Annotated in this window: 19 protein-coding genes; 12 read left to right on the top strand and 7 right to left on the bottom strand. The window is 56.7% G+C overall.

From position 1 onward, the window contains the following. Positions 1-119: 119 nt before the first annotated feature. Entirely contained in the window at positions 120-1,337 is a 1,218-nt protein-coding gene (locus tag AC19YQ_RS04755; protein ID WP_500594686.1) for a tyrosine-type recombinase/integrase, read from the top strand. Between the two features lie 23 nt (positions 1,338-1,360). Here the strand turns inward: AC19YQ_RS04755 and AC19YQ_RS04750 are convergent, their stop codons facing one another. After that, positions 1,361-2,191: a hypothetical protein gene (locus AC19YQ_RS04750; RefSeq protein WP_047281218.1), complete on the bottom strand. Its 831-nt coding sequence runs from the start codon at positions 2,189-2,191 to the stop codon at positions 1,361-1,363. A gap of 109 nt (positions 2,192-2,300) precedes the next feature. On the opposite strand from AC19YQ_RS04750, the gene AC19YQ_RS04745 reads away from it, so the two are divergent. Both AC19YQ_RS04745 and AC19YQ_RS04740 read left to right on the top strand, forming a co-directional pair. Next, the gene (locus AC19YQ_RS04745) at positions 2,301-2,528 is read left to right on the top strand and encodes a helix-turn-helix transcriptional regulator (protein WP_047281217.1); all 228 of its coding nucleotides are present in this window, start codon (positions 2,301-2,303) and stop codon (positions 2,526-2,528) included. A 108-nt stretch (positions 2,529-2,636) separates the two neighbouring features. Further along, on the top strand, positions 2,637-3,749 hold the full coding sequence (locus AC19YQ_RS04740; RefSeq protein ID WP_047281216.1) for a replication initiator protein A: 1,113 nt from the start codon (positions 2,637-2,639) through the stop codon (positions 3,747-3,749). 673 nt (positions 3,750-4,422) lie between these two features. Here the strand turns inward: AC19YQ_RS04740 and AC19YQ_RS04735 are convergent. The 4 genes from AC19YQ_RS04735 to AC19YQ_RS04720 form a co-directional block, all read right to left on the bottom strand. Continuing rightward, complete coding sequence (locus AC19YQ_RS04735) at positions 4,423-4,740, bottom strand: hypothetical protein (protein WP_500594685.1); 318 nt, start codon at positions 4,738-4,740, stop codon at positions 4,423-4,425. Further along, positions 4,737-6,404: a P-type conjugative transfer protein TrbL gene (trbL, locus tag AC19YQ_RS04730; protein WP_500594684.1), complete on the bottom strand. Its 1,668-nt coding sequence runs from the start codon at positions 6,402-6,404 to the stop codon at positions 4,737-4,739. The genes AC19YQ_RS04735 and trbL overlap by 4 nt, the downstream gene beginning before the upstream one ends. A 195-nt stretch (positions 6,405-6,599) precedes the next feature. After that, positions 6,600-7,340 carry a P-type conjugative transfer protein TrbJ gene (gene trbJ, locus AC19YQ_RS04725; protein ID WP_047281213.1) on the bottom strand — a complete coding sequence of 247 codons (741 nt, stop codon included), beginning with the start codon at positions 7,338-7,340 and terminating at the stop codon, positions 6,600-6,602. Beyond that, positions 7,337-7,570 (bottom strand): TraK family protein, encoded by a 234-nt coding sequence (locus tag AC19YQ_RS04720; RefSeq protein ID WP_099421519.1) that lies wholly within the window; start codon positions 7,568-7,570, stop codon positions 7,337-7,339. Before AC19YQ_RS04720 ends, trbJ begins: the two co-directional genes overlap by 4 nt. Before the next feature lie 376 nt (positions 7,571-7,946). Between AC19YQ_RS04720 and AC19YQ_RS04715 the strand changes: the two genes are divergently transcribed. The 4 genes from AC19YQ_RS04715 to AC19YQ_RS04700 all read left to right on the top strand — a co-directional run bounded on the left by AC19YQ_RS04715 (position 7,947) and on the right by AC19YQ_RS04700 (position 15,358). After that, positions 7,947-8,318, top strand: a complete 372-nt coding sequence (locus AC19YQ_RS04715) for a plasmid mobilization protein (protein WP_500594683.1) — start codon at positions 7,947-7,949, stop codon at positions 8,316-8,318. A gap of 1,151 nt (positions 8,319-9,469) precedes the next feature. After that, positions 9,470-12,160 (top strand): DNA methyltransferase, encoded by a 2,691-nt coding sequence (locus AC19YQ_RS04710; RefSeq protein ID WP_500594682.1) that lies wholly within the window; start codon positions 9,470-9,472, stop codon positions 12,158-12,160. After that, positions 12,157-14,319 carry a DEAD/DEAH box helicase gene (locus AC19YQ_RS04705; protein WP_500594681.1) on the top strand — a complete coding sequence of 721 codons (2,163 nt, stop codon included), beginning with the start codon at positions 12,157-12,159 and terminating at the stop codon, positions 14,317-14,319. The genes AC19YQ_RS04710 and AC19YQ_RS04705 overlap by 4 nt, the downstream gene beginning before the upstream one ends. Further along, positions 14,312-15,358: a GIY-YIG nuclease family protein gene (locus AC19YQ_RS04700; RefSeq protein ID WP_500594680.1), complete on the top strand. Its 1,047-nt coding sequence runs from the start codon at positions 14,312-14,314 to the stop codon at positions 15,356-15,358. Before AC19YQ_RS04705 ends, AC19YQ_RS04700 begins: the two co-directional genes overlap by 8 nt. Before the next feature lie 299 nt (positions 15,359-15,657). Here the strand turns inward: AC19YQ_RS04700 and AC19YQ_RS04695 are convergent, their stop codons facing one another. After that, on the bottom strand, positions 15,658-15,969 hold the full coding sequence (locus AC19YQ_RS04695) for a hypothetical protein (protein ID WP_500594679.1): 312 nt from the start codon (positions 15,967-15,969) through the stop codon (positions 15,658-15,660). Between the two features lie 302 nt (positions 15,970-16,271). Here AC19YQ_RS04695 and AC19YQ_RS04690 point away from each other — a divergent pair, with 302 nt between their 5' ends. Then, positions 16,272-16,928: a trypsin-like peptidase domain-containing protein gene (locus AC19YQ_RS04690; protein WP_133075938.1), complete on the top strand. Its 657-nt coding sequence runs from the start codon at positions 16,272-16,274 to the stop codon at positions 16,926-16,928. A gap of 54 nt (positions 16,929-16,982) precedes the next feature. Here AC19YQ_RS04690 and treR read toward each other — a convergent pair whose 3' ends face one another. Further along, positions 16,983-17,690 carry a trehalose operon repressor gene (treR, locus tag AC19YQ_RS04685; protein WP_133075937.1) on the bottom strand — a complete coding sequence of 236 codons (708 nt, stop codon included), beginning with the start codon at positions 17,688-17,690 and terminating at the stop codon, positions 16,983-16,985. A gap of 207 nt (positions 17,691-17,897) precedes the next feature. Here treR and treP point away from each other — a divergent pair, with 207 nt between their 5' ends. The 4 genes from treP to ptsP all read left to right on the top strand — a co-directional run bounded on the left by treP (position 17,898) and on the right by ptsP (position 24,954). Continuing rightward, a complete protein-coding gene (treP, locus tag AC19YQ_RS04680; RefSeq protein ID WP_500594678.1) occupies positions 17,898-19,340 on the top strand; it encodes a PTS system trehalose-specific EIIBC component in 1,443 nt (480 codons plus the stop codon). Positions 19,341-19,442: 102 nt separating this feature from the next. Next, entirely contained in the window at positions 19,443-21,089 is a 1,647-nt protein-coding gene (gene treC / locus AC19YQ_RS04675) for an alpha,alpha-phosphotrehalase (RefSeq protein ID WP_326398412.1), read from the top strand. A gap of 56 nt (positions 21,090-21,145) precedes the next feature. Then, positions 21,146-22,369: a maltoporin gene (locus tag AC19YQ_RS04670; RefSeq protein WP_500594677.1), complete on the top strand. Its 1,224-nt coding sequence runs from the start codon at positions 21,146-21,148 to the stop codon at positions 22,367-22,369. Positions 22,370-22,428: 59 nt separating this feature from the next. Next, positions 22,429-24,954 (top strand): phosphoenolpyruvate--protein phosphotransferase, encoded by a 2,526-nt coding sequence (gene ptsP / locus AC19YQ_RS04665; RefSeq protein WP_500594676.1) that lies wholly within the window; start codon positions 22,429-22,431, stop codon positions 24,952-24,954. Positions 24,955-24,956: the final 2 nt, after the last annotated feature.

Below are 24,956 nucleotides of genomic sequence, written 5' to 3'. Positions count from 1 at the left end.
GCCTTTGTGGGTAAGGGCATGGTATCAAGACTCATAATCCACCCGGTTTTATTGGGTTTTCTCGCGGTTTTGGGTGTGTTTCTGAGCATGGTATTTTTTGAACGGAATTTGCGAGCCTCATGCTGACCGATACCAAGCTACGTAATCTCAAACCGAAAGAAAAACTCTACAAAGTGAACGACCGTGATGGACTTTACGTAGCTGTCACGGCTGCGGGCGCAATCTCGTTTCGCTACAACTACTCCATCAATGGACGACAGGAGACGATCACGTTTGGTCGCTATGGTGTAGGTGGAATCACGCTTGCAGAAGCGCGAGAGCGGCTTGGTGAAGCCAAAAAGATGGTTGCGGCTGGCAAGTCACCAGCCAAGGAGAAAGCCCGTGATAAGGCGCGTAGCAAGGGAGCAGAAACGTTTGATGCCTGGGCCGAGAAATGGCTACGCGGGTTTCAGATGGCTGACTCGACCCGTGATATGCGGCGCTCTGTTTATGAGCGTGAGCTGAAACCGAAGTTTGGTAATCAGAAGCTGGTGGAAATCAACCATGAGGACCTGCGAGCGCTGACCAATGCAATCGTGGAGCGAGGTGCCCCAGCAACGGCGGTGCACTCCCGTGAGATCGTAATGCAGGTTTTCCGATGGGCGATTGAGCGTGGTCAGAAGGTCGAGAACCCGGCCGATCTGGTACGTTCTGCGAGCATCGCTAAATTTGAGCCTCGTGACCGCGCTTTGGGTCCAGACGAAATCGCGTTGATGTACCAGTACTTGGACCGTATCGGCACCGCCTCCTCCGTGAGAGCGGCGGCTAAACTGCTGTTGCTCACCATGGTTCGAAAAAGTGAGCTGACCAACGCCACCTGGGATGAGATCAATTTTAGTGAAGCCCTGTGGACCATTCCGAAAGAGCGGATGAAGCGACGCAACCCCCATTTGGTGTTCTTGTCTCGGCAGGTGCTGGATTTCTTCATTGCGTTGAAGACGTTTGCCGGTGGTTCAGAATACGTCTTTCCTTCCCGGTACGATTCTGATCTGCCAATGAGTACCGCAACCATCAATCAGGTACTGACGCTGAGCTATCGGCTCGCGCAGAAAGAAGGGAAGCCGCTGAGTAAGTTCGGACCGCATGATTTGAGACGGACAGCTAGCACGCTGCTGCACGAGGCGGGCTACAACTCAGACTGGATTGAGAAATGTCTTGCACACGAGCAGAAGGGTGTTAGGGCTGTCTATAACAAGGCCGAGTATCGAGAGCAGCGTACTGCGATGTTACAGGACTGGGCCGATATGATTGATGAGTGGACAGCCAATCGGCCCCGTTCGGGCGACGGTTGCAGATAATCAAGTTAGAGCTTCGGTCGTTTTTATCTCATTGCCTGTTTTCGCCCCCGTCGCCTGATGGCGGCAGAAACTGCTTGGCGTGATACGCCAAGTTGGCGGGCGATTTCAGCTTGATTCGTAATGCCTTGGTTTAACAAATCATCCATTGAGCTTGTTGGTGACTTGAGTGCCTGGAGCTGGTTATAGGCATTTTTCCTGACCTCTGCCCATGTCTCGATATCCCACCTAGGGAGGACGGCAGCTCCTTGGGACCAGATTTTTTCAATTAAATCCTCATACTCTAGTGTGAACCTCCGGTCGCGCTGGTAAGCGCGGCGAGCTTCATCGCTACGCCGCGGATTGTGAACTTCACAGTAGAGTTTACTCGGTCTCGCTGCGCCCTCGGGATGGGCCGGTAGGGCTGAAGGCCGCAGTAATTCGCCGTGGCGTGCCCAAGTAGAAACTAGCATTCGGCGCTCCACATGCTCACGGAATGCTGCGACCGAAAAGTCCCCGCGCAACTCCTGCATGTCGCAGTATCTCCCCAGCATGCGCGGGGGTTCGTACTTGCCGAACTCTCCCTTCAATGCTCGTTCATAGCGAGCCACCAAGGTATCGGTTTTTTTCCGGGCTTCTGTACGAATAGATTCTGTTAGCGGCACTGCTTTGATATTTCCGCGTTTTAGACGCTTGAAGACCTTTGGCGCCGCCATGCTGATCGCATATTCGGTAGATCGCCAGCATAGCTCGCAGAAGCACCACTCGTAGTGGTTGCTCAACTTCGCACGGATGCGATCAGACGATGTATCGCTTTCTCTAACCAGCACTTTCAGAAGCGGATCGTATGTGCTCGACGCTTTTTCATTTTTTCCCATCGCCCGATGATAGCTCTGGATGACAACTAAATTCTAACTTTTTTGCGTCCTGATTCTGGCGTTAGAAGGCATTGTCAAGCATCTGATAACTCTGAAGGAAAGAGACCTCATGGAGAGCAAGCCAAAGAGTAAGACGCTCATCAACCGCAAGAAATTGCACGCGATGATCCCGCTTGCTGAGCGCACCATCTACAACATGGAGCAGCGGGGCGAGTTCCCGCGCCGTATCGCACTAACCAGTCGGAACGTTGCGTGGGATCTGACTGAAATCGAAGAATGGATTGACGCGCGCAAATCGTCGGGCACTCACGCTATTCGCCCAGGAATGGGGGTTTAGCCGTGGCGAGTGATGTACTGGCGGTGTCCGGGAATGAACCGCTTGTGCTGAGTTTTATGCTGCCGGTTGTAGATGGATCTGAACTTGATTGCGGGATGAGCTGTTGGCATGCATCGCGTCATATGCTGGGCCAATCCCTTGACTAGCGGCGGCCATGGGCTACTTCCAGTTGGCAGTCTGTTGTCACGGATCGAAGAAAATCACGCCGCGTACCGCAAGAAGCTGGAGGCCGCAGCACTTCCGGGCGAGTCGATTAGGGAAATAGAGGAGCGACTGCGTACCGAAGAAAAAAAGAGGCCTCCACGCCAGGATCTGCCAACACCAAGGTCGCCAGTTGCAGCTAAAAGGGCGATACCTTGCCCGCGTGAACACGAAAGGCAGGCTGATTCCGTTGTACCTTCGCGGTACGAAGTAAGCGCCCGCGATAGCCGCAGCATGATGGATGTGGCTGTGTTCCGAATATCCAAGCAGAAAAAACGGGCGGGAGAAATCAGCCGCTACAACCTTTCAGACGGTTACGTCGAGGTCACAGCTGGCCCATATGGCATGGCGTCAATTTGGGATTATGACATCGTGCTAATGCTGATTTCTTATCTAACAGAGGCTATGAATCGCTACCGAGAAGGGAAGGGTGAGAAGCCGTGTCGTGTGTTCAAACCGCACGTGTCTGACATTTTGAAATTCTGCCGGAAGGGCGACGGAAGCCGCCAATTTAAAGAAGTCGAGGGTGCTCTAGATCGCCTCAAAGGTACGACTATCAAAAGCGTGCGGGAAAGCTCCCCACGAAACGGTAAGAGCAGCATGCGGGAGGTAGAGTCCGAGGGATTGATTAGCCACTATCGCGTAATTTCGCGTACCGACACCGGCAAGGTGGCCAGTGTCGAGATTGAGGCACCTAACTGGATATATCGGGAAGTCACTTCGGGGGCAAAGCCGGACATTCTGACAGTGCACCCTGATTATTTTCTGATCGAGTCGGGAATAGGACGTTTTGTCTACCGATTGGCGCGCCGGGCCGCAGGCAAAGACGATGCAAAGTGGGCATTTAAAACGCTATATACGCGTAGCGGCAGCACCGGGACGCTCAAAAAGTTCTCGGAGAACCTGCGCAAGGTCATCGCAACAGATGATTTACCCGAGTACGGCTTGGTGGAAGAAGTTGGCCTGAGTGGGCCGCAGCTTGTAATGATGCGTCGATCAGATAAGAAAATACTGAAATAAGGTCCCTAATAGACGGTACTCCAGAACACAAAAGGCCCGGAGATTGCCATTTTTCCGTTTGAATGACGGATAGGGTAGAAGCAGGAATGTACTCCTGTGGATAGTCCGTCTATTGGGGGCCATTCACCGTCCATTAGGGGCTGATCCACCGTCTATTAGGGGGCGTATCACCGTCTATCAGGGACTGCATATTGTTGTAAGTGATTGAAATTAATGGGTAATAAAGCCGTTTTTCTTCCTAAATCTTTATTTAAATCTATTAAATCTCTTAAAGCCTATTTTGCTTTGGCAGTGTCCGTCCCCCAAGTACCTGCCCTCTCTGATATGAAAAAGCGTTCCCTACGCTCACAAACTGTTGCTTGAGATCGACTGCGGCCGTCGTAACGCACATCCATATCATCGAACCAGATTCCGGCAGGTCTGCCGCCTGACAGACCGTAGAGAGCAACGACGGACACCAAAAAGGGAGCATGTGAGCGATTTCAGGTAATTTGGCAGCCAAGCAGCCAGCACCGACTATTACGTAACACACTGGACGAGTTCTCGATCTATTCAGTGATTTCATTGGCAATGCAAGGGCGCGCTTTCTGGCTCGGGCTTCGCACAAGATGGTCTAGAGAGTCTTGGTGGTGTGTAATAGACGGGAATAAAAAGCCCCGCAAAGCGGGGCATGTCACCTATGCTTGGATTCGTTGAGCCTCTGCTGTTCAGCAAGCAGGTCCAGTCGGATTTCGTCTAGGTGCTTGCGTTGACGTCTGGAACCAAAGAATGACAACAGATGAAGATCGCCCAAGTCGGAAAATGTCTTTACCCCCACAGGTACCATCCCCAGCTGCACCTCCGCGTGTAGGCGGATGTAACGTTCGTCAAGCGTATCTAGTAAAGGGCCATGCCCTTTGGCTCGCAGAAGTCGTCCAAGCGCCCAGAAACCTATACCAAGAACGAAGAAGCTACCCAGCATGAAAAAGCCAAACAGAATGTCTGCAATCATGATTGTTCACCCGGTGATTGAGTCTTAGGCGACGGAGCCGCTTCTTTGGTGCCGCTTTCAGTTTCTGCAGCTGTGGCCAAGTCAGCTCCACGTATTACGTTTGCAGGCTCCCTTCCTTCTCCGTTGTCCACGTTGTCACCACCTGAGCTAGGAGCAGCTTGCGGAGTACCGGCGCCCAGCGAAATTCCTGCGGTCCCCTCCATACCGGGCACAGACATAGCGGCCATGAGTCCAACTGCTCGGGTTGCAGCTGATGCCACGTTATGGGCAGACAGCCCTCCACCATTGTCTTGCGCACCTCCTGCGTACTGCTGAGAGGCTTGCAAGGTCGATTGCAAACTACTGCCGCCCTGATCCTCTTGTGGTTTAGCCTGCGGCTGCGCGGCGGCTTTGCCCTTGGAATCGTCGCCGTTGCCTAGCGCAGCTTTCGCAGTCTTTTTGGCTGCCTGCTGCACGCCTTGGCTTGGCGGCGGCAGTGGGCTGCCGCCGCTAGGGCCACTAGAGACGCTACCGCCGACTTTAGCTCCGGCTGATTTAGCGGCAGAACTACCGCCAGTGCTGGACCCGAGGCCCGAGCTACTAGCGCCAGTGCTAGCTGTGCCACCACCACCGGCAAAGCTGGAGTTGATTGCGCTGGCCAGACCTCCGGTGCCAATACCCCCGGGCGCGGCCGCTACACCTGCGTCACTACCACTCGCACCGATTGCCCTGGTCGCTGCCGGAGCTGCTGCGCCTGCCGTGGCAATGGTAGCCGCCGCGGCTGCTGCACCAGCTACACCAGCTACACCAGCCGCGGCCATGCCGCCAATCGCACCGCCGCCACCCGAAGAAACGCCGCTAATCATGCCCGCGATCAGTTCGGGAATGGTCTTGGTCAGGTAGGCGCATACCAGCGATAACCCCACCAAGGTCATCAGAGAGGCTTCGTCATTGGTATAAGCAACCTGCCACTTCTTCGCGACAGTTAGAATCAAGCCGACTATCAAAGTCACCATAAAAAGCTTGGCACCCACGGAAACTGCGTAGCGAATAACAGCCATCGTGTATTCCCGTGTCCACTGCGATGCGCCGAAAGCCATGAATAGAACAGAGGCGTTGATAACGACATAAGCCTCGACCAATGTCACAAAAATGAATGCCGCGATGAAAGCGAAAGCCATCAGAACGAGGATGGCAGCCAATGCAACGACGATACTCTGCGAAGGGTTGAAAACGCTCATTCCGGTCAGGATGGCACGAGAAAACTCGACTGCCGTCGCAAACATATCTCCTGGCATTAGCTCAGGGCTTGGCAAGCCTGCTGCATGTGCCCCAGCTTGTCGGAAACTGTTCACAACCGCGCTTGCCCACTCCGTTGAGTGATCGAGCAGGATCAGGAAAAAACCGATGACCATGATGAAGCGGATTAGCTCGCCAACTAGCTCGCCGAAGTCGACTTGTTTAAATACCATCGGGAAGAATGTCCACACAAACTGGATGAGTGCCAGACTCCAAAATAGGTTCACCGCATAGCCATGAAGGCGAGGCGCCCATTCGTTAGAAGCCTCAAGAATCATGTCCAGCAAGCCCTGCATTGAGGTGTCGCTTTGGGCTAAATCGACTCCTGCAGCTGCACTCCCTGCAAGCAGCATTAGAAATAGTCCAGCAATCATAGGTACGCGCATGTCAGTACCCCTTGGCGCCACCGCGAGTGTTCGGGCGCTCATTGAATTGTTTGTCGGCGGCATCAGGCTGGTTGATCTTTTCGGTAACCACTATGCGGTCATTAGAGATGGAACATGTGATGCCGACCAGAGCTGCCCCTCCAAGTCCAGATGCTACACACAGCACAATAAGAAGCCATTTAGAGAACGTCATAGTCAGTACCCCTTCGCGCCGCCGCGAGTATTTGGGCGCTTGTTGAATTGCTCGGAGGCGGCGTCGCCGACCGACTGACGCGCGGTTTCTTGGGCTATGTAATTGCCCTGTAGGGTAATTTGAGTCGCCACCAAGTCGCGCAGTTTCTGAAGCTGCTGCACGTTTGAAGCGGCAATCTCGTTCCCAGCTTGGATGGCCTGCATCCGACCCGATGATGACTGCGAACGGTTCACCAGTTGTTCCAAGTGTGCATCTTCCGTCTCAAATGTACTGGTATTCATGCCTGCTGCCTGCATAGCTCTTTTTGCGTTATCAAATCCTTGCGCCGACCATTTTTCGTAGCGATCCGGCATTACGTCAGTCGCCTTACTACTTGACTGGAAAAATTGCTGCAAATACGCCTCATACCCGGGAAACTGCGTATTGAATTGCGAATCGAGATTCGCCACATTGCGGCCTAATGACTGTGCCCTGTTGTAGGTGCTTGTTACACGCTGCATGTCTTGGGTGATCCGGCCAAACATGCTGTTTGGCAGCGGAGTCCCCTGCGTGACCATATTGTTGTATTGCTGAACTTGTGTCGAAAGCTGCTCTGCAGTGTTCAACGCCGTATTGACTGCTTCTGCGTACTCGAACATCTGTTGATAGAATGTAGAGCAGTTTGTGCAGTAGATAGCAAAGGCGTTCTGCCATGTAAAAAGCAAAGTAAAAACTGTTATTAATAATCTCCATCCATTTATCATTGTTGTCTCCAATGCGAGCCTGTCATGATAAATGAGCGCGATTGCTTGCAATAGCGAGCGACGTAACGTGTGAACTGCACATATCCAAAGCTAAATCGATCAGCGTATTCGGTGTAGAGTCGAGTAAGGGGGTGGCCGAGCAGTATTTTCGTTTCTAACTCCTTCCTGATCGAGAAGAACTCAGCACGGCCAGCTCTTCTTTTGATAGGCTTTAGACTATTACTTTGCATCGACTTCCTCCGTTTGTTCCTATTGGTTTTAGCACGGACAAAAGCCTAGGGAAACATACAATAACTGGGCAGCTAAAATTAATGAAATTTAGGGCGATTGTATGCAACTCAAGGAAGTTCAAGGCAGCTCTAGGCAATTCAATGCGACTGTATGCGATTTAGCGAAATTCAAAGCGATTGATGAGTAGTTAGATTTAAATCGCATTAAATCGCTTACAACAGTATGGCAAGATGTGTGTTGTACGGGTACGGGCAAGCCCGCACCTTTCCAACACCGCCCCTTATTCGCCTTTGGCTCAACGGATCTTGCTTTGCAAGGCAGGTAGCCGCTGCCGCGTCTAGGGGCAAAAGCGCAGCAGCAAAAAAAGGAGCAACCATGACAGGCGGCACCAAAGAAAAGACACCGGCTCGCCGACGCGGTAAGCCAATCGAGGTTTGGGTCACCGATGAAGAAAAGGCGACGATTACTGCTCGGGCTAAAGAGGCTGGTATGGCACGCTCGGCCTATCTGCGAGCACTCGGTTTGAATATGCCTGTAAAGTCAGTCGTTGACCTGGGCGCGGTGACTGACTTGGCGAAGGTAAACGGCGACCTCGGACGAGTTGCTGGGCTATTGAAACTTTGGCTTGCAGAGAAACGTGGAGAAGGCGCGAGGGCCATTGATGTGGAGAGTGTAATGATGGAGTTTCGAAGGTTGCAGGTCGCCATTGGAATGAAGATGGGGGCGATTGTTAAAGCTCATAAGTAAAATCTCAGCTCTGATCAGTTCGTGGATGTGCAAACTAAAAAAACCAATAGCTGGTTTGCTGCCTTCCATTTGACCGTCCTGAGCTCGATGCCGTCGCCCCATATTCATGTACGCTGAATCGGCTGTAGTTCATGTGTCAAAGCAAGAGAGGGTGACCCAGTGAGAGATCGATCGCACAATGAGGCGATGGCCGAGCAGCTTGGTGCAGACACTGAATATGCGGTTGAACTACTCGCTGACGTGCTACGCGAAGGCAGCCCGGCAGAACTGGTTATTTTATTACAACAGCTAGCCCTCGCGTTAGGAGCGCTCGATCAGCCCCAGCACGCTTAACCTCGTATCGTCCCCCATTCATTCCAGCAGATGTTAATTCCATCACCGTGACGCTGCCTGCACGAGCTACTTCAATACCCTTGCCGCTTGGGGCTGGCGTCGAGAAGTCGGCTGTTGTGTTCACAAGACGGTAGTTTTAAAAACACGGTAAAAAGCCATCCAAAACTATTTGGATTTTTCAGCGGCAGGGTTGCGTCAACGAGTAAGCAGATAAGCTATTCGAAGATCAAGTCGCTCACGAACGAGGATGCAGGGTTTGAGCTGGTGCCCTGTCCCAACTATCCGTAACGGCAGCAAGACGTGACGTCTGCCCATTGCCGCGTTCCTCGGCGCGTTTCACATACGCCTCAAGACTCTGGAGCTAACGAGGTTGGCACTTCAGACGCCTAAGGCTTTTCAAAGTTTTTTCGCTCTATCGAAAGGCTAACCGTGCCCGGTTCCAGTTCGTTCATGGCTCTGCAGGGAGAAGGTTGGCACCGCACATCAAACGGTAAGCGCCCTTCCTCGGCTACTCGCAGGAAGGTTAGGCGGATAAGATTGGAGGCGCTCAGCTCCTTGCGGTTCAAGGTAGCGCCTTGTCCTTCATGTCCGCCGGGATACGCGCCCGCACTACTGCGTCAGCTATCATCGTTTTGATCTCCATAGCACTGACGTATAATGCAGTTCACATGTAGCTACATTTATCTCTTCTAAGCGCGACCCTAAAAGGAAAATGATTTGGTTTCCATCCTTTGGCCGGTTCCAAGATCATGTGCGATCTATGGGTATAGGATTAGATGGATCGGGGAAGGATCCCTGCTGAAACAAGACCGAACGCCATGCTAACGTCAGGAGAAATATACTCAAATCTAGACGAGCTCGCCGCCGATCCTCCGGCTGGGGGGGCGTTCGGTTTGGCGCTGATGGAGGCTGTGGGAGCTCCTCGCTCCACTATCACCAAGCTTCGCGACACCGCGAAGGACGGCGCATTTACTTGGACGCGGATGTTGCGCTTCGAGTCGACCGAGCCCGGCGGAGCGGACAAGGCGCTGGACCGAATTCGTGCAGAAGTCGAGGCTACGCCCAAGGGGCGGCGTCCCCGCGTACTGCTCGCTTACGATGGCGAACGGATCGCCGCCTATGACACAAGCTCGAAGTTCGACGAAGAGCCACTTCGTGTCGGCCTCGATATGCTGTCGCTAGAGGGCGACGTGTTCTTCCCGTTGGGCGGACACGAACGCTACGTTCCGAAAAAGGAGCGTATGGCCGACGTTCGGGCTACGCGCTTCATCTCGCGCTTCCACGACGCAGTGCGCGACGCCAACCCAGGATGGACTACGGAAGCCGATCGGCACGCGCTCAATATCTTCATGGCGCGTATGCTGTTCTGCCTGTTTTCCGACGATGTTGGTATCTTTGGGAAGGATGCCTTCGAGATCGCGGTGCGCCAGTCGACTAGCGTGGATGGAGCGGACCTTGCAGCATTCCTCAAAGGCGCGTTCCTGCACATGAACACCGAGCGGGACAAGCGCTCGTCAGAGACGAAGGGTTGGTCCAAGCTGCCGTACGTCAACGGCTCTCTGTTTAATGAAGATGTGCCCTTGCCGATGTTGGACGGGCGCTGTCGCAAGCTGCTCCTCGATTGTGCAGGGCTGAACTGGAAGCTTATCAACCCTGACATTTTCGGCTCTATGCTCCAGGCTGTCGTCGACGTGGAAAAGCGTGGCGAGCTGGGGATGCACTATACCTCCCCAGCTAACATCATGAAGGTGCTGGATCCCATCCTGCTTGATTCGCTCCAAGCAGAGTTAGATAGGGCCGGGGTGAACAAGGCTCGGCTGCGGGATTTTCTAGAGCGACTGGGCCGCATCCGCGTGTTCGATCCGGCCTGCGGCTCAGGCAACTTCTTGATCCTTGCCTACAAGGAAATGCGCGCGCTGGAGATAGAGGCAATGCGCCGCCTCGCCATACCGCGCCTTTCGGGCATCATGCTGGAGCAGTTCTTCGGAATAGAGATCGACGATTTTGCCTGCCAAGCTGCACGGCTCGGTCTGTGGATTGCGAAGTACCAGTGCGACCAACAATTGGAGCTGGACCTCGGTCAGCGAACTGACTTCCTGCCGCTTCAGAAGGCGGGCGTGATAGTGAGGGGCAACGCGGCCGAGGTCGAATGGCTAGAGGCATGCCCACCGAATGCGACGGCGGAGACGATTGTGGTAGGCAATCCGCAGTTCCGCGGCTCTTCTTTCTGGTCGCCCGAGCAGAAGGCGGACATGGCTCGCGTATTCAAGGGGCGCGTGAAAAATTGGGGCAATCTCGACTATGTGACGCTTTGGTTCGTAAAGGCGCGCGATTACGCGTTGGCGACCGGCGCGCCTTTTGCCTTCGTGGCTACCAACTCCATCGTGCAGGGCGTGCAGGTGCCTGAATTGTGGCCGCATCTGCTCGACGGGATAGGGATAAGCTTCGCGCATCGCTCGTTCAAATGGTCCAACCTCGCTGCGCATAATGCCGGCGTGACCTGCGTGATCGTTGGCATGGGGCGGCCGAGTAGTGCTCCTAAGCGCCTGTTCGACGGGGCAACCGTACGCGAGGTGGAGGTAATCGGTCCCTACCTCGCGCCGGGGACCACTGCCATCGTGGCCAAGACGAGCAAGCCGCTCGCACCTGATCTCGAACCGATGACCCGCGGCAACCAGCCGACCGATGGCGGCAATTTGATACTTAACCGCGGCGAGCGCGATGCCCTGCTGGAGACGCATCCGGCCGCGGCACGCTTTGTACGGCGGCTTTACGGCTCTCAGGAACTTATGAAGGGCATCGAGCGGTATTGCCTGTGGGTGGGAGACGACGAGGTCGAGGAGGCGAAGGCCATCCCTGAACTGGCAAGACGATTCGAAGCCGTGACACAGGATCGCTCCAAGCCGAAGGCGTCCGACATTTCAAAGGCGTTTGCAGATCGGCCTCATCGCTTCTTGCAACGTCCAGGCGCGGCGGCTTCGCATACGATCATGATTCCGCGTCCAGCGAGCAAGGATCGCCACTACCTACCCGTCGATGTAAAAGACGAGACAAGCATCACGTCCAGCGAGGCCTTCGGCATCTTCGACGGTGCGATCTGGCAGGCCGCTGTCCTATCCTCGCGCCTGCACCGATTATGGTTGGAGACGGTAGGCGGTCGTCTAAAGGAGGATCCGCGCTACTCGAATACGCTCGTCTGGAACACCTTTCCCCTCCCGGCCCTCTCGGGACGTCGCAAGGCGGACCTGGAAGAGCACTGGTGGACGATCGATGAGGCGCGCAAGGAGGCGGGGTTCGGGCGCTCGCTTGGGGATATGTATGCCTCCGCCACCATGCCGCGCGCCCTGCGTCGCGCCCATGAGGAGCTGGACGAGACAATGGAGACGATCTTCGGCTCGCGGCGCTACCGCTCGGACGCCGACCGTATCGAGCATATGCTGCAACTCTATGCGCGCATGGCGCTCGGAGATGAAAAAACGTCCGAGATCAGAGAGGAGGTAGACGCATGAGCGACACGAAAAGCAAGGCGGGTGAGAACGGTCTAGGCTCCATCACGCTCAATTACGACGGAACGGGCGCGTCCAAGGCGACCGACGGTTTCGGCATGCGTGCAATGCAAGCCCGCGTGTGGGACAAGAGGGACGCGCAGCACCTGCTGGTCAAGTCGCCGCCTGCCTCGGGCAAGTCACGTGCAGCCATGTTCCTGGGCCTCGAAAAGCTGCGAACCCGTGACGTCGATCGCGTGGTGATCGCGGTGCCGGAACGCTCCATCGGCGCCTCCTTTCGGAATGCTAGTCTTGCGGCGGGCGGCTTCCATTCGGACTGGCAGCTCGACCTCGACCTCTGCACCGTCGGCTCGGAGACGGGCCGTAAGGTCGATGAACTGATCGGGTTCCTTCGCGGCGAGGGTGGCGCCCGGACAGCTCTCTGCACCCACTCTACCCTGCGCGCCGCCTACGCTAAAACTGATGACGTGGCCTTGTTCGACCGCACGCTGGTCTGCGTGGACGAACTGCACCACGCGTCTTCGGACGAGAACAGTCGGCTCGGCAACCTGCTGCGCGGACTGATCGACAGAGCGGGCGAGGCAGGGCGTGATGCGGCTCATATCCTCGCCATGACGGGTTCCTATTTCCGCGGTGACGGCATGGCGGTGCTGCACCCGCAGGACGAGGCGCGCTTCGAGCGGGTGATTTACACCTACTATGAGCAGCTCAACGGCTACGAATATCTAAAGACGCTGCGCATCAACTTCCGCTTCTACCAAGGCAAGTATTTAGACGCGATCGGCGCGGCGCTGGATCCCACTCTCAAGACCATCGTGCACATCCCCCATGTCGGCTCGGCCGAGGGGAGCGGGTTTAACAAGATGTTCGCTGTGGACGCGATCGTGGATGCGATTGGCGAGCGAATGGGCAAGAATCCGCAGATCAGCGTAAACCTGGTGACCGGTTTCGTTCAAGTAACGGCTGGCGGCCGTACGCTCAAGATCGCGAATCTCGTGGACGACAGCGCCGACCGCGAGAAGGTACTCGCGAGTCTGCGCGCGGTAAAGAACCGCGACGACGTCGACATCATAATTGCACTCGGGATGGCCAAAGAAGGTTTCGACTGGGTGTGGTGCGAGCATGTTCTCACGGTGGGCTATAGAGGCTCGCTGACCGAAGTGGTGCAAATTATTGGCCGAGCGACACGCGATGCGCCCGGCAAGGCCGAAGCACAGTTTACGAACCTTGTCTCAGCGCCCTTCGCCAAGGACGAGGCTATAAGCCGCGCTGTCAACGACATGCTCAAGGCCATCTCCGTCTCGTTGCTGATGGAGCAGGTGATGGCGCCAGTCTTCAAGTTCCGCACGCATAAAGGCGCTGACGAGTTTGATGGTTCGCCCGGCGACAAGCTCAAGCCCGAACCGGTGACCAATGCAGGAGAGATCGAAATTGTTGGTATGCCGGAGATCGACGCGAAGGCTGTAGAAGCGATCGAAACCGACTTCAACGATTTGTTCGCAGACGTGCAGAATGACTCGCGTACGATCACGGTTATGATCAATCCCGATGACCACCACACGGACGTTATGTACGACCTCGTAGTCACGGATGTAATCAAACGGCGTTATCCCGGCTTCTCCGAAGAGCAAATCAAGGATGCGGTTGGCCTATTCGGAGTGCGCGCCGGGCTAGGCCGTGAGGTCGCAAAAGACCCGAGCATCATTCAGACTCCAAGCCTTTCCGAAGAGGAACAGTCTCTCTTTGCCGGGCAAGAGGATCGCGACGGCGCGCGCGCCACGACCGGCACAAACGCTGGTGATCGCTTCGTTCAGCAGGCGAGGCGGTTCATCAATGTTCAGGAGTTGCAGGTCGATCTTCTCGGCGGCCGCCGAGACTTCGATGACGCATATGAGCTGCTATCCAAGGAACTTACCGAGGAGCTGCTTGCACGCCTCCACGGCGAGGTCCGCGCCCTCAAGGTAAGCATGACGCAGGAAGAAGCTGAGAAGCTTTATCCGCGTATCAGAGAATTCATCCAGCGCGAGGGCCGCGAGCCCAATCTAAATTCTCCAAATGGCCGCGAGGTAAGGCTAGCAGAAGCCTTGGCGTTCCTGCGCAAGCTTTCGCGAGACAAACGCGCTGCTATGGCAGGGGCTGACAAGGGTGAAGTTGATGCCTGAAACAATCGACTACTTAAACGATGAGCTTCTTCTCACGTCTGATGAGAAGCCGAAGGCGCCACAAACGCCCCTCCTCGACCGTGCGGTCGAAGTTATCAAGCGTATTAACGCATTTATCGACGAGACTGGTGCCGAGCCCGTCTCCGAGCCAGGACGCGGTGTTCGAGAGCGCATGCTCGCGAATGAATTAGCTGGACTGCGGGCATCGAAAGCGGACCTTGATGGGCTCGCATCTTACGACACGCGCACCCTCATGTTCGGCGGGACAAGCGGTGCCGACCCTCTCGATGATCCTCTCCTTTCTGACGATCTCGACATCTTTGAGGTGCGCGAAGAGCTGAAACCGATGGCACGCCCCGACTTCGTTGCTGACCGTCGCCCGTGCCCCGACTTCGAGCGCTTCGAGTCGCTGTTTGTACGCATTCGGAAGACTGTCGAGGCTGGGGAGCGAACCCCCCAGCCCTTTCGGCAGGAGCGCGTAGAGCTGGGCGAGTTCTTCGTCCTGAAGGGGCAAATTGTGCATGTTGCTGATGTTCGCGACGAGCACCGGCGCAACGGCAAACTGGACGCACGGCTGCGCGTCATCTTCGACAATGGTACGGAATCGAATTTGCTGATGTCATCGCTGGTACGGCGGCTCTATGAGGACAAAGATGCCCGCAGGATCGGCACGACGGGCGCTGGCCCCCTTTTCGAGGGCGCTCGAACAGGCTTCGTCTATGTCCTGCGTTCCCGATCAAACAAGCCTGAAGTCCAAGGATTACTTAAGGTGGGCACCACATCAGGAACAGTCGAGGATCGTATCGCCCGCGCCGAAACTCAGTCGACGTTTTTGTTTGCGCCCGTGGAGATTTTGGTAACTTACGAACTAAAGGGCTACTCAGCGAAGGAAGCCGAACAGCGCATTCACCGTGCGCTGCGCACCTACCACACGGCTCTGAAGGTGATAGGGCCGGACGGGCGATCCTTCAGTGCGGTGGAGTGGTTCAAGGCGACGCCGGAACTGGTGGAAGAGGCCATCAATGTAGCACTCAGTTGAGGAAAGTCAGGTTGTCGAGGGGAGCTCAATTTTCGGCTTATGCAGCTTGCTGGTTTTTGTCCTGAGACTATAAGCAAAGCAACTCCCTTCACGCGCGAGGTATGGTATTAAGCGTGGTATTCAGAAAGAGTTCCTTAAGCAATAGGTTGATTTTAATAGAAAAATACCTCGTATCAATAATTGAGTGGGAATGATTGGACGTCTGGCACTGACCGGCACCAAGCAGCACTGAACACCCTGAAGCCCGCGTAATTGCGGGCTTTTGGCTTTTTGGGTCTGGCAATCCGTTGGCTGACGGGTTACCGACGGCCTTCGCACACCGGCGATTCTCCAATACGACCGAGCTTGCACATGTCCACGTTATCTTTGCGTTTGTAGCCTGCGTCTTTCATGCAATAGAAGTTCAGTAACCTCACATCGATTGGCGACCTGTCTCCTGCGCCATCAACATTGGTATATTCGCACGCACGCATCGCAGCAATGATCCCGGTCTGCGATACGCCCTCCTTGTACCATTTTGTGTAATCCGGAGCCGGCGGTTGAAAGCCCCTTCCCGTGCAACCAATCAGTATCACAGCGCAAAAACCCAGCAGCAGGCTCCTCGTGAGCATGTCGTTATTCCTTATGGTTTGACCTGCATAAAGTGAGTGTCGCCGTCGGGTGAATCTCTCCAGAAAGGCTGCACGTAGGCCTCCTCGATTTCGGCACATTTTCGGCGCCAATTATTTGAACTCCCTGGTTGCTCAAAAAGCAATTGGGCTTAGTTCGATTGATTCATACGCGTTATTAAATTGTCAGCCATAAGTAATACAGCGACCCACTAAAACAAGCAGTTAGGAGCGCTATTCTCTGTGCTGTCAAAATACTGACAATAACAGCCAGTTGCATTCTTCCTATAAGTCGGTGATTTATCATGATCAAGATCATGGCCTTCTTGTTAATAGGAGTTGTCACTGCAGGATGCAACGGATTCGTGAAGCCCGACTTGTCGGGGCCCGTTAATGACGCGTACTTTACGGTCTTTTCAGGCTTTCCCGTGCCGTTTATGTACATGGCCTCGGCCGTGCAATGGAACGAGGAGTACGCCGTCACGACCGCGCACACTCCGTTTATCCCCAATGTTGCATACCGTTGTAGCACGCATTGCGATCTGGTCTTCATCAAGCACAAGGCAAGCGGCCACTTTCCATCCTGGCGGGCCCCGCGTGTGGGTGAAAGTATTACCGCAGTGGGGGTGAGCCCTTATCTGGTGACCACCACGGGCAAAGGCAAGGTGTATCAAACCCCCTTTCGCAATATCGAAGAGCATAGCGGTGATCTTTATGGCATCCACGACGCACCGCTGGTCAAGGGAATGTCGGGCGGGCCGGTCATCGCCAGTGACGGCAGCATCGTGGGTATCAATGAAGGGTTCTACTCGACCACATTGAACGATGTGATCACTCAGTCCGGCTTGAAAGGCGCGCAGAGGGTGAGCATCTTTATCCCGTATTCGATTATTCAGCGCGAGTGGCTGATGTTGCAGGCCCAGTTGGATGGCCCGCGTGGTTCGAAGTATGCGGTGAAGTAAACCCGGAGCACTTCGCCCTCTCTCTCAAAGGGAGAGGGTGAGGGCGGATTGGCTCTAGCGCCGTGCCACATCCGAAAAGTAGAACTTGTCCAGTGTATGCCGCGACTCGGTGTACTCGAACTGGCGCCCATCCTGCAGAAATGTCTGGTTGCTCACCACGATGACATGGCTCTGACCGTCCAGGTCCAGATGCTGCTGATCGTCCTTGCTGCGGGGCACCGCTTCGATGGTGCGCTGGGCATAGCTGATCTGCAGGTTCAGGGTTTGCTCGATGTAGGCATAAATCGAGTGCTGGGCAATGTCAGGATTGAGTCCCGGAATCAGGTCGCTCACGAAATGGTTGATGTCCAGGATCACCCGTTTGCCATCTATGCGGCGTACCCGTTTGATTCGGGTGATGAGGCTGCCTGCTTCCACATCAAGTTTTTCGCACAACCCACTCTCCAGTAGCGCAAATTGCGTGAATTCAACGACGTCCGTGCTGACGTTGTCGCCCAGGCGCGGGTAAGTTTCCTGGAAGCTGACAATGCCACCCAACTGAAACTCGATCGGGCTGGATGACAGCACAAAAGTGCCTTTGCCGTGGATCTTTTGCGCAAAACCGCGTTCCTGAAGTTGCTCGATGGCCTTGCGCACCGTGCCACGGCTGGCGTCATAACGGGTCATCAACTCGGCTTCGGATGGCAGGCGTGCGCCGCGGGCCAGGCGTTCAGTGGTAATGCTGGCAAGCAGATCGGTGTAGATCTGATTGTATTTAGTCATGGCGAGGGCTCTATGCCGTTGGGGCTCTGGGCCCGAACCTTAAGGGCAGGGGGTAGGCAGCGCAAGTGCAGGCCCCGGGGGAGCAAGTAAAAAAATGCAAACTCGTCTGTACCAGTTGTTGCTTTAACTCGTACAGACGAGTATTTTTCGCTTCGGCGTGCTGCCAAAACGACGCTCCATAATAAAAATTCAAGCGGAAGACAACGCATGAGCCACGACTATTCCAAGATCGCCAGCGAGTTGCTGCACAGCCTCGGTGGCGCCGATAACGTTGAGCAGGCCGCACACTGCGTCACGCGTTTGCGTCTGGCGCTCAAGGATCCAAACCGGGTCGACAGCGCAACCCTTAACCAGATCGATCTGGTCAAAGGCTCCTTTTTTACCGGCGGCCTGTATCAAGTGGTGATCGGCCCCGGTGAAGTCGAAAAGGTCTATGCCGCCCTGCGGGAACAGACCGACCTGGCCGCAGCCACCATCGCCGATGTCAAACAGACGGGCGCCGACAAGGCCAACGCCATGCAGCGTCTGGTGCGGGTGTTCTCCGATGTGTTCATGCCCATCCTCCCTGCACTGATCATTGCCGGCCTGTTGATGGGGGTTAACAACCTGCTGGGCGCTAAAGGCATGTTCATTGCCGACAAAACCCTGCTCGATGCCTACCCGTCACTGGACGGTGTATGGAGCCTGATCAATCTGATGGCCAACACGTCCTTTGTGTTCTTGCCTGCTTTGGTGGGCTGGTCGGCTGCCAAGCGTTTTGGTGGCAGCGAAATTCTCGGCATCGTGCTGGGCCTGATGCTGGTCCACCCCGACCTGCTCAATGCCTGGAACTACGGCAAGGCCGTGGCCGGGCTGGACGGTCAAAGCTTGCCGTACTTCAACATTCTGGGTCTGTTCCAGATCGAGAAGGTGGGCTACCAGGGGCAAATCCTGCCGATCCTGATGGCGGCGTATGTCATGAGCGTGATCGAGAAATGGCTGCGGGCGCGGGTACCCAATGCCATTCAACTGCTGGTCGTGCCCATCACCACCATCGTCATCACGGGCGTGCTGGCGCTGGCAATCATTGGCCCGGTGACTCGTCACCTCGGAATCCTGATCACCGAAGGCGTGGTCATGCTGTTTGACCTGGCGCCGGTGCTCGGCGGGATGATTTTCGGCCTGCTGTACGCACCGCTGGTGATCACCGGCATGCACCACATGTTCCTTGCCGTTGACCTGCAACTGATTGCTACTCAGGGCGGAACGTTTATCTGGCCGATGATCGTCATGTCCAATCTGGCCCAGGGCAGCGCCGCGCTGGGCGTGTTCTACATGAGCCGAAATGTGCGTGAACGCAGCATGGCCTCGACCTCCGCGGTATCCGCGTATTTCGGCATCACCGAGCCGGCGATGTTCGGGATCAACCTGCGCTACAAATTCCCGTTTTATGCGGCGCTGATCGGTTCGGCCCTGGGCAGCATTTTCCTGTCGCTGAACAAGGTCCAGGCCTCGGCCATTGGCGTCGGTGGCTTGCCGGGCTTTATCTCGATCATTCCGCAGTACATCCCGATGTTTGTGATCGGCATGCTGGTGGCCATTGTCGTGCCGTTTGTCCTGACTTGCGCCCTGAGCCTGAAAATCATTCGTCCCGGTTATCGCGTCGTTTAAACCCCTATCCCGTAGTCGCTGCCGAAGGCTGCAAGCTGTCGAACTTTTACCGGCTCGCAGCCTTCGGCACCGACTACAGAGCCCATTGAGCAGGATTCTTTTATGCAAGACTGGCAGCGCTCGGTGATCTATCAGATCTACCCAAAAAGCTTCTACAGCCACGCGGGCAACCCGACCGGTGACTTGCTGGGCGTGGTCGACAAGCTCGATTACCTGCAATGGCTGGGCGTTGATTACCTGTGGCTGACCCCGTTCCTGCGCTCGCCCCAGCGTGACAACGGCTATGACATCAGCGACTACTACGCCATCGACCCGAGCTACGGCAGCATGGCCGATTGCGAGTTGCTGATCAGCGAGGCCAAGGCCCGGGGCATCAAGCTGATGCTCGATATCGTGGTCAATCACACCTCCATTGAACACGAGTGGTTCCAGCAGGCGCGCAGCAGCCTCGACAACCCGTACCGCGACTATTACATCTGGCGCGACCAGCCGAACAACTGGGAATCCAAGTTCGGCGGCTCGGCCTGGGAATACGAGGCGCAAACCGGCCAGTACTTCCTGCATCTGTTTGACCATACCCAGGCCGACCTCAATTGGGACAACCCCAACGTACGGGCGCAAGTGTACAAACTGATGTGCTTTTGGCGGGACAAGGGAGTGGGCGGATTTCGCCTGGACGTGATCAACCTGATCTCCAAGCCGGCTCACTTCCCCCAGGACAACAGCGACGGGCGCCGTTTCTACACCGACGGCCCGAAGGTGCACGAGTACTTGCAGGAGATGCACCGCGAAGTGTTCGAGGGCCACGATCTGGTCAGTGTCGGCGAGATGTCGTCCACCAGCCTTGAACACTGCATCCGTTACTCGCGACCCGAGAGCAAAGAGCTGTCGATGACCTTCAACTTTCATCACCTGAAAGTCGATTACCCGAACATGCAGAAGTGGGTACGGGCCGATTTCGACTTTTTGCAGCTCAAGGGCATCCTCTCGGACTGGCAAGTCGGCATGCAGGCGGGCGGAGGGTGGAATGCCTTGTTCTGGTGTAATCATGACCAGCCGCGTGTGGTCTCGCGCTTTGGCGATGACGGTGAACACCGAGTGGTCTCAGCCAAGATGCTCGCCACCGCGCTGCATTGTTTGCAAGGCACGCCGTATGTGTATCAGGGCGAGGAGATTGGCATGACCAATCCCGGGTTCGAGGCTATCGAGCAGTACCGGGATGTGGAAACCCTGAACATCTATCGACTCAAGCGCGAAGCAGGCGCGTCTCACGATGAATGCATGGCCGCGATCAAGCAAAAGTCGCGGGACAACAGCCGCACTCCCATGCAATGGGATCACCAGGCGAATGCCGGTTTCAGCAGTGCCGAACCGTGGATCGGTATTCCCGCCAATGCGCACGCCATCAACGTTGAAGATCAGCTCAATGACCCGTCGTCGGTACTGCATCACTACCGGCACTTGATCGCCTTGCGCCGCGATGAGCCATTGCTGCAACACGGTGAGTATCGCCTGTTGTTGGCTGAGCACTCTCAGGTGTGGGCGTATCTGCGTCAGGGTGACGGCGAGTGTTTGCTGGTGATCAACAACTTCTACGGCACACCCTGCGCCATCGAACTGCCGCAAGGCGTGATTGACGCGGGCATGGACCAACGGCTGCTGGTCAGCAACTACGACGACTGCCCGGTGCGCAGTCGCAGCATCTCGCTGCGCCCGTATGAGTCTTTCGTGCTGCACCTGAACACCTGAAGCTGGATTCCACAGAAATATGGCTGTAATCACATAAAAATAAAAAAGGTCGTCCCATGAAATCTTCACTCAACCACAGCATTTGCATCGCCAGCCTGTGCCTGCTGGCGCCACTGTCAGCCAGCGCACTGGAGTTCGCCGGTTACCTTCGCAGTGGCGTGGGCAACTCACTCAATGGCGGCAAGCAGTCGTGCTTCAAACTGCCCGGTGCCGAGGCCAAATACCGGCTGGGCAATGAATGTGAGCAATACGCCGAGCTTGAACTGCGCCAGGACGTGTACAGCTTCGACGACGGCTCGGTGCTGAGCGTCGATGGCATGGCTTCGTTGTACAACCAGTACGACCGTCAGCTGACTTTTCAGGGCGACAACGGGGCAGCTCGCCTGCCGCAGTTGTACGCGCAGTGGTCCAACCTGCCGAGCCTCAACGGCGGCTCGCTGTGGGCCGGGCGTCGCTACTACAAGCGTAACGACATCCATATTTCTGACTTCTACTACTGGAACCAGAGCGCCACCGGTGCCGGTGTCGAAGACGTGCTCATCGGCGGCCTGAAATACAGCTACGCCCTGTCGCGCAAAGACAATCTCTACCAGGAAAACTACGTGACCCGTCACGACTTCAACGTGGCCGGTTTCAACACCAACCCCGGCGGCGAGCTGGAGTTGGGCCTCAGTTATCTGGACAAGCCCAAGCGCACCGACGCCCACAGCGGCTGGGCCATTACCGCGCAGCATGTACAGAGCGAGTTTCTGGGCGGCAAAAACAAGTTTGCCGTGCAGTATGGCGAAGGCTCCGGCACCGGGCTGGGTTACACCGGTGACTTTCGGCTGGATAACAGCAGCAAGCGCTATCGCATCGTCGAGTTTTTTGACTGGCAAGTGACGCCCCGTTTCGGCGGGCAGATCGAGGCGGTGTATCAGAAGGATTTTCGCCCTGACGGCGGCAATCAGGAATGGCTGTCCCTGGGGGTGCGCCCGGCCTACGCAATCAGCGAGCAGTTCAAGCTGGTCACCGAGTTGGGGCATGATCAGGTCAAGGCTGCGGACGGTACGCGCAAGCTGAGCAAGTTCACCTTCGCGCCCACTTGGTCGCCCAAGGGGCCGGGCTTCTGGACGCGGCCTGAAGTGCGCTTGTACTACACCTATGCCAGTTGGAACGCTGCCGCACAACGGGCGGCCAATGAGCTGGACGCGGGCTCGGCCTTGTCCGATACCGGCGCGTTCGGCACGGCGCGGCACGGCTCAAATGCCGGTTTGCAAGTCGAATACTGGTGGAAATAAGCGGGCTGTCGGAGCTCGCGCTCCATCGGCATTTAACCGAATCAACTGCAGGTGAAGTCATGGTCACATCCCAACAACTCCAATTGCTGGCGCCACTGTCCGGTGTGCTGATGGCGCTGGATAACGTGCCTGACCCGGTATTTGCCAGTCGCCTGATTGGCGACGGCCTGTGTATCGACCCAACGTCGCAGGTGCTCTGCGCGCCGCTGGCCGGAGTGATCAGCAACCTGCAGCACACCGGGCACGCGGTCAGCATCACGGGCGACAATGGCGTGCAGGTATTGCTGCACATCGGGCTGGATACAGTGAGTCTGGGCGGCAAGGGGTTCACCGCGCTGGTCGAGGAAGGCCAGCAGGTGACTGCGGGGCAGGCGCTGATCGAGTTCGATGCGGACTACATTGCGCTGCATGCCCGCAGCCTGTTGACGTTGATGCTGGTGGTGAGCGGCGAAACCTTTGTTCCTCTGGGGACGGGCCGCGATCTGGTTGAAAGTGGCCAGCCGGTGTTGAGCGTGCAACTGGCGCAGGCTGAAGCCGTGGCAGACGATCTGAGCACGGCGGCACACCGTTCAGCGCCCCAGACCTTGCCCAATGCCAACGGCCTGCACGCCCGCCCCGCAGCGGTGTTCGCCCAGGCGGCGAAAGGCTTTGCGTCAACCATCCATCTGCACAAGCAGGGTGACAGCGCCAACGCCAAGTCGCTGATAGCGATCATGGCCTTGCAGACGGTGCACGGTGACAGTGTTTACCTCAGCGCCGCTGGCGCCGATGCCGATCAAGCCCTCAAGGTGTTGTCCGAGCTGCTGGCGTCCGGTTGCGGCGAAACGGTTGCGGCCCTGCCGGTCGAGCCGTCGCCAGCGGTCGCGTCTGAGCAGGCTGCAACCGATGTGTTGCGCGGGGTTTGCGCTTCACCGGGCTCGGCCTTCGGTCATGTGGTGCAGCTCAACGAAAGCGCGCTGCAGATTACGGAGTTCGCGCCGCATCCCGCCCTCGAGCGCGACCATTTGGAGCAGGGGCTGGCAGAGGCCGCCCACGCGCTGAAAACCCTGTGTGACAACGCCCCGGGCAAGGCTCAGGCCGACATTTTCAAGGCGCATCAAGAGCTGCTTCAAGACCCGGGTTTGCTGGAGCAGGCGTTTGGGCTGATCGATCAGGGCAAGAGCGCAGCTTTCGCCTGGCAAAGCGCCACGCAGGCCACTTCGACACTGTTCAAGGGACTGGGCAGCCACTTGCTGGCCGAGCGCGCGCTGGATCTGGAAGACGTTGGCCAGCGGGTGCTCAAGCTCATGCTGGGCGTGCAGGACCATGCCCTGGAATTACCCGACCACGCCATCCTGATTGCCGAACAACTGACCCCGTCCCAGACCGCCTCGCTGGATACCCGCAAAGTGGCGGGCTTTGCCACCGTCGGCGGGGGCGCCACCAGCCATGTTGCGATTCTGGCCCGGGCGCTGGGCTTGCCCGCGATGTGCGGGATGCTGCCCCAGGTGCTGGCGCTGGCCAATGGCACCCCGGTCCTGCTTGATGCTGATCGGGCAGAGTTGCACCTGCACCCGGACCCTGAACGCATCCAGCAGCTCACTCTCCAGCGTGCCCGGCAGCACGAGCGTCAGCAACGGGACCTGCAACAGGCCACTCTGGCGGCCTGCACCCGGGACGGGCGGCATGTTGAGGTCAGCGCCAATATCGCGTCCCTGGCCGAGGCCGAGCAGGCTGTGGCCCTTGGAGCGCAAGGGGTGGGCTTGTTGCGGTCCGAATTTTTGTATCTGGAGCGCAACAGCCCCCCCAGCCACGACGAGCAAGTAGCCACCTACAGCGCTATCGCCCGCACCGTGGGTACAGAACACAATCTGGTGGTGCGCACACTGGATGTGGGCGGCGACAAACCGCTGGCCTACGTACCGATGGAGCACGAGGCCAATCCATTCTTGGGCATGCGCGGGATTCGTCTGTGCCTGGAACGTCCACACCTGCTGCGTGAACAGTTGAGCGCGATTCTGGCCAGTGCCGACCTGACCCGGTTGCACATCATGTTGCCGATGGTCACCCAGTTGTCTGAACTGCGCATGGCCCGCCAGATGCTCGAAGAACAGGCGCTGGCGCAGGGGATCAGCACACTGCCAAAGCTTGGGATCATGATCGAAGTGCCGGCGGCGGCCTTGATGGCGGATCTGTTTGCGCCGCTGGTCGACTTTTTCTCGATTGGTACCAACGACCTGACCCAGTACACCCTGGCGATGGACCGTGACCACCCGCGTCTGGCCAGCCAGGCGGACAGCCTGCATCCGGCGGTATTGCGCCTTATCGCCAGCACCGTCAAGGCCGCCCACGCACACGGTAAATGGGTTGGCGTGTGCGGTGCGCTGGCCTCCGAATCGCTGGCGGTGCCGGTGTTGCTGGGGCTGGGGGTTGATGAGTTGTCAGTGAGCGTGCCGTTGATTCCGACGATCAAGGCCCGGGTTCGCGAGCTTGAGTTCTCGGCATGTCAAACCCTGGCGCAGCAGGTGCTGGGGCTGGAAAGTGCCGAGCAGGTGAGAGCGGCATTGCAACCACGGGTGCAGCCCATGACTGCGTTGGAGTACTGAAC

It is taken from the genome of Pseudomonas sp. MF06569 (assembly GCF_059862735.1).
Note: the sequence above shows the minus strand (reverse complement) of the source record. Positions and strands in the feature narration are given on the sequence as shown.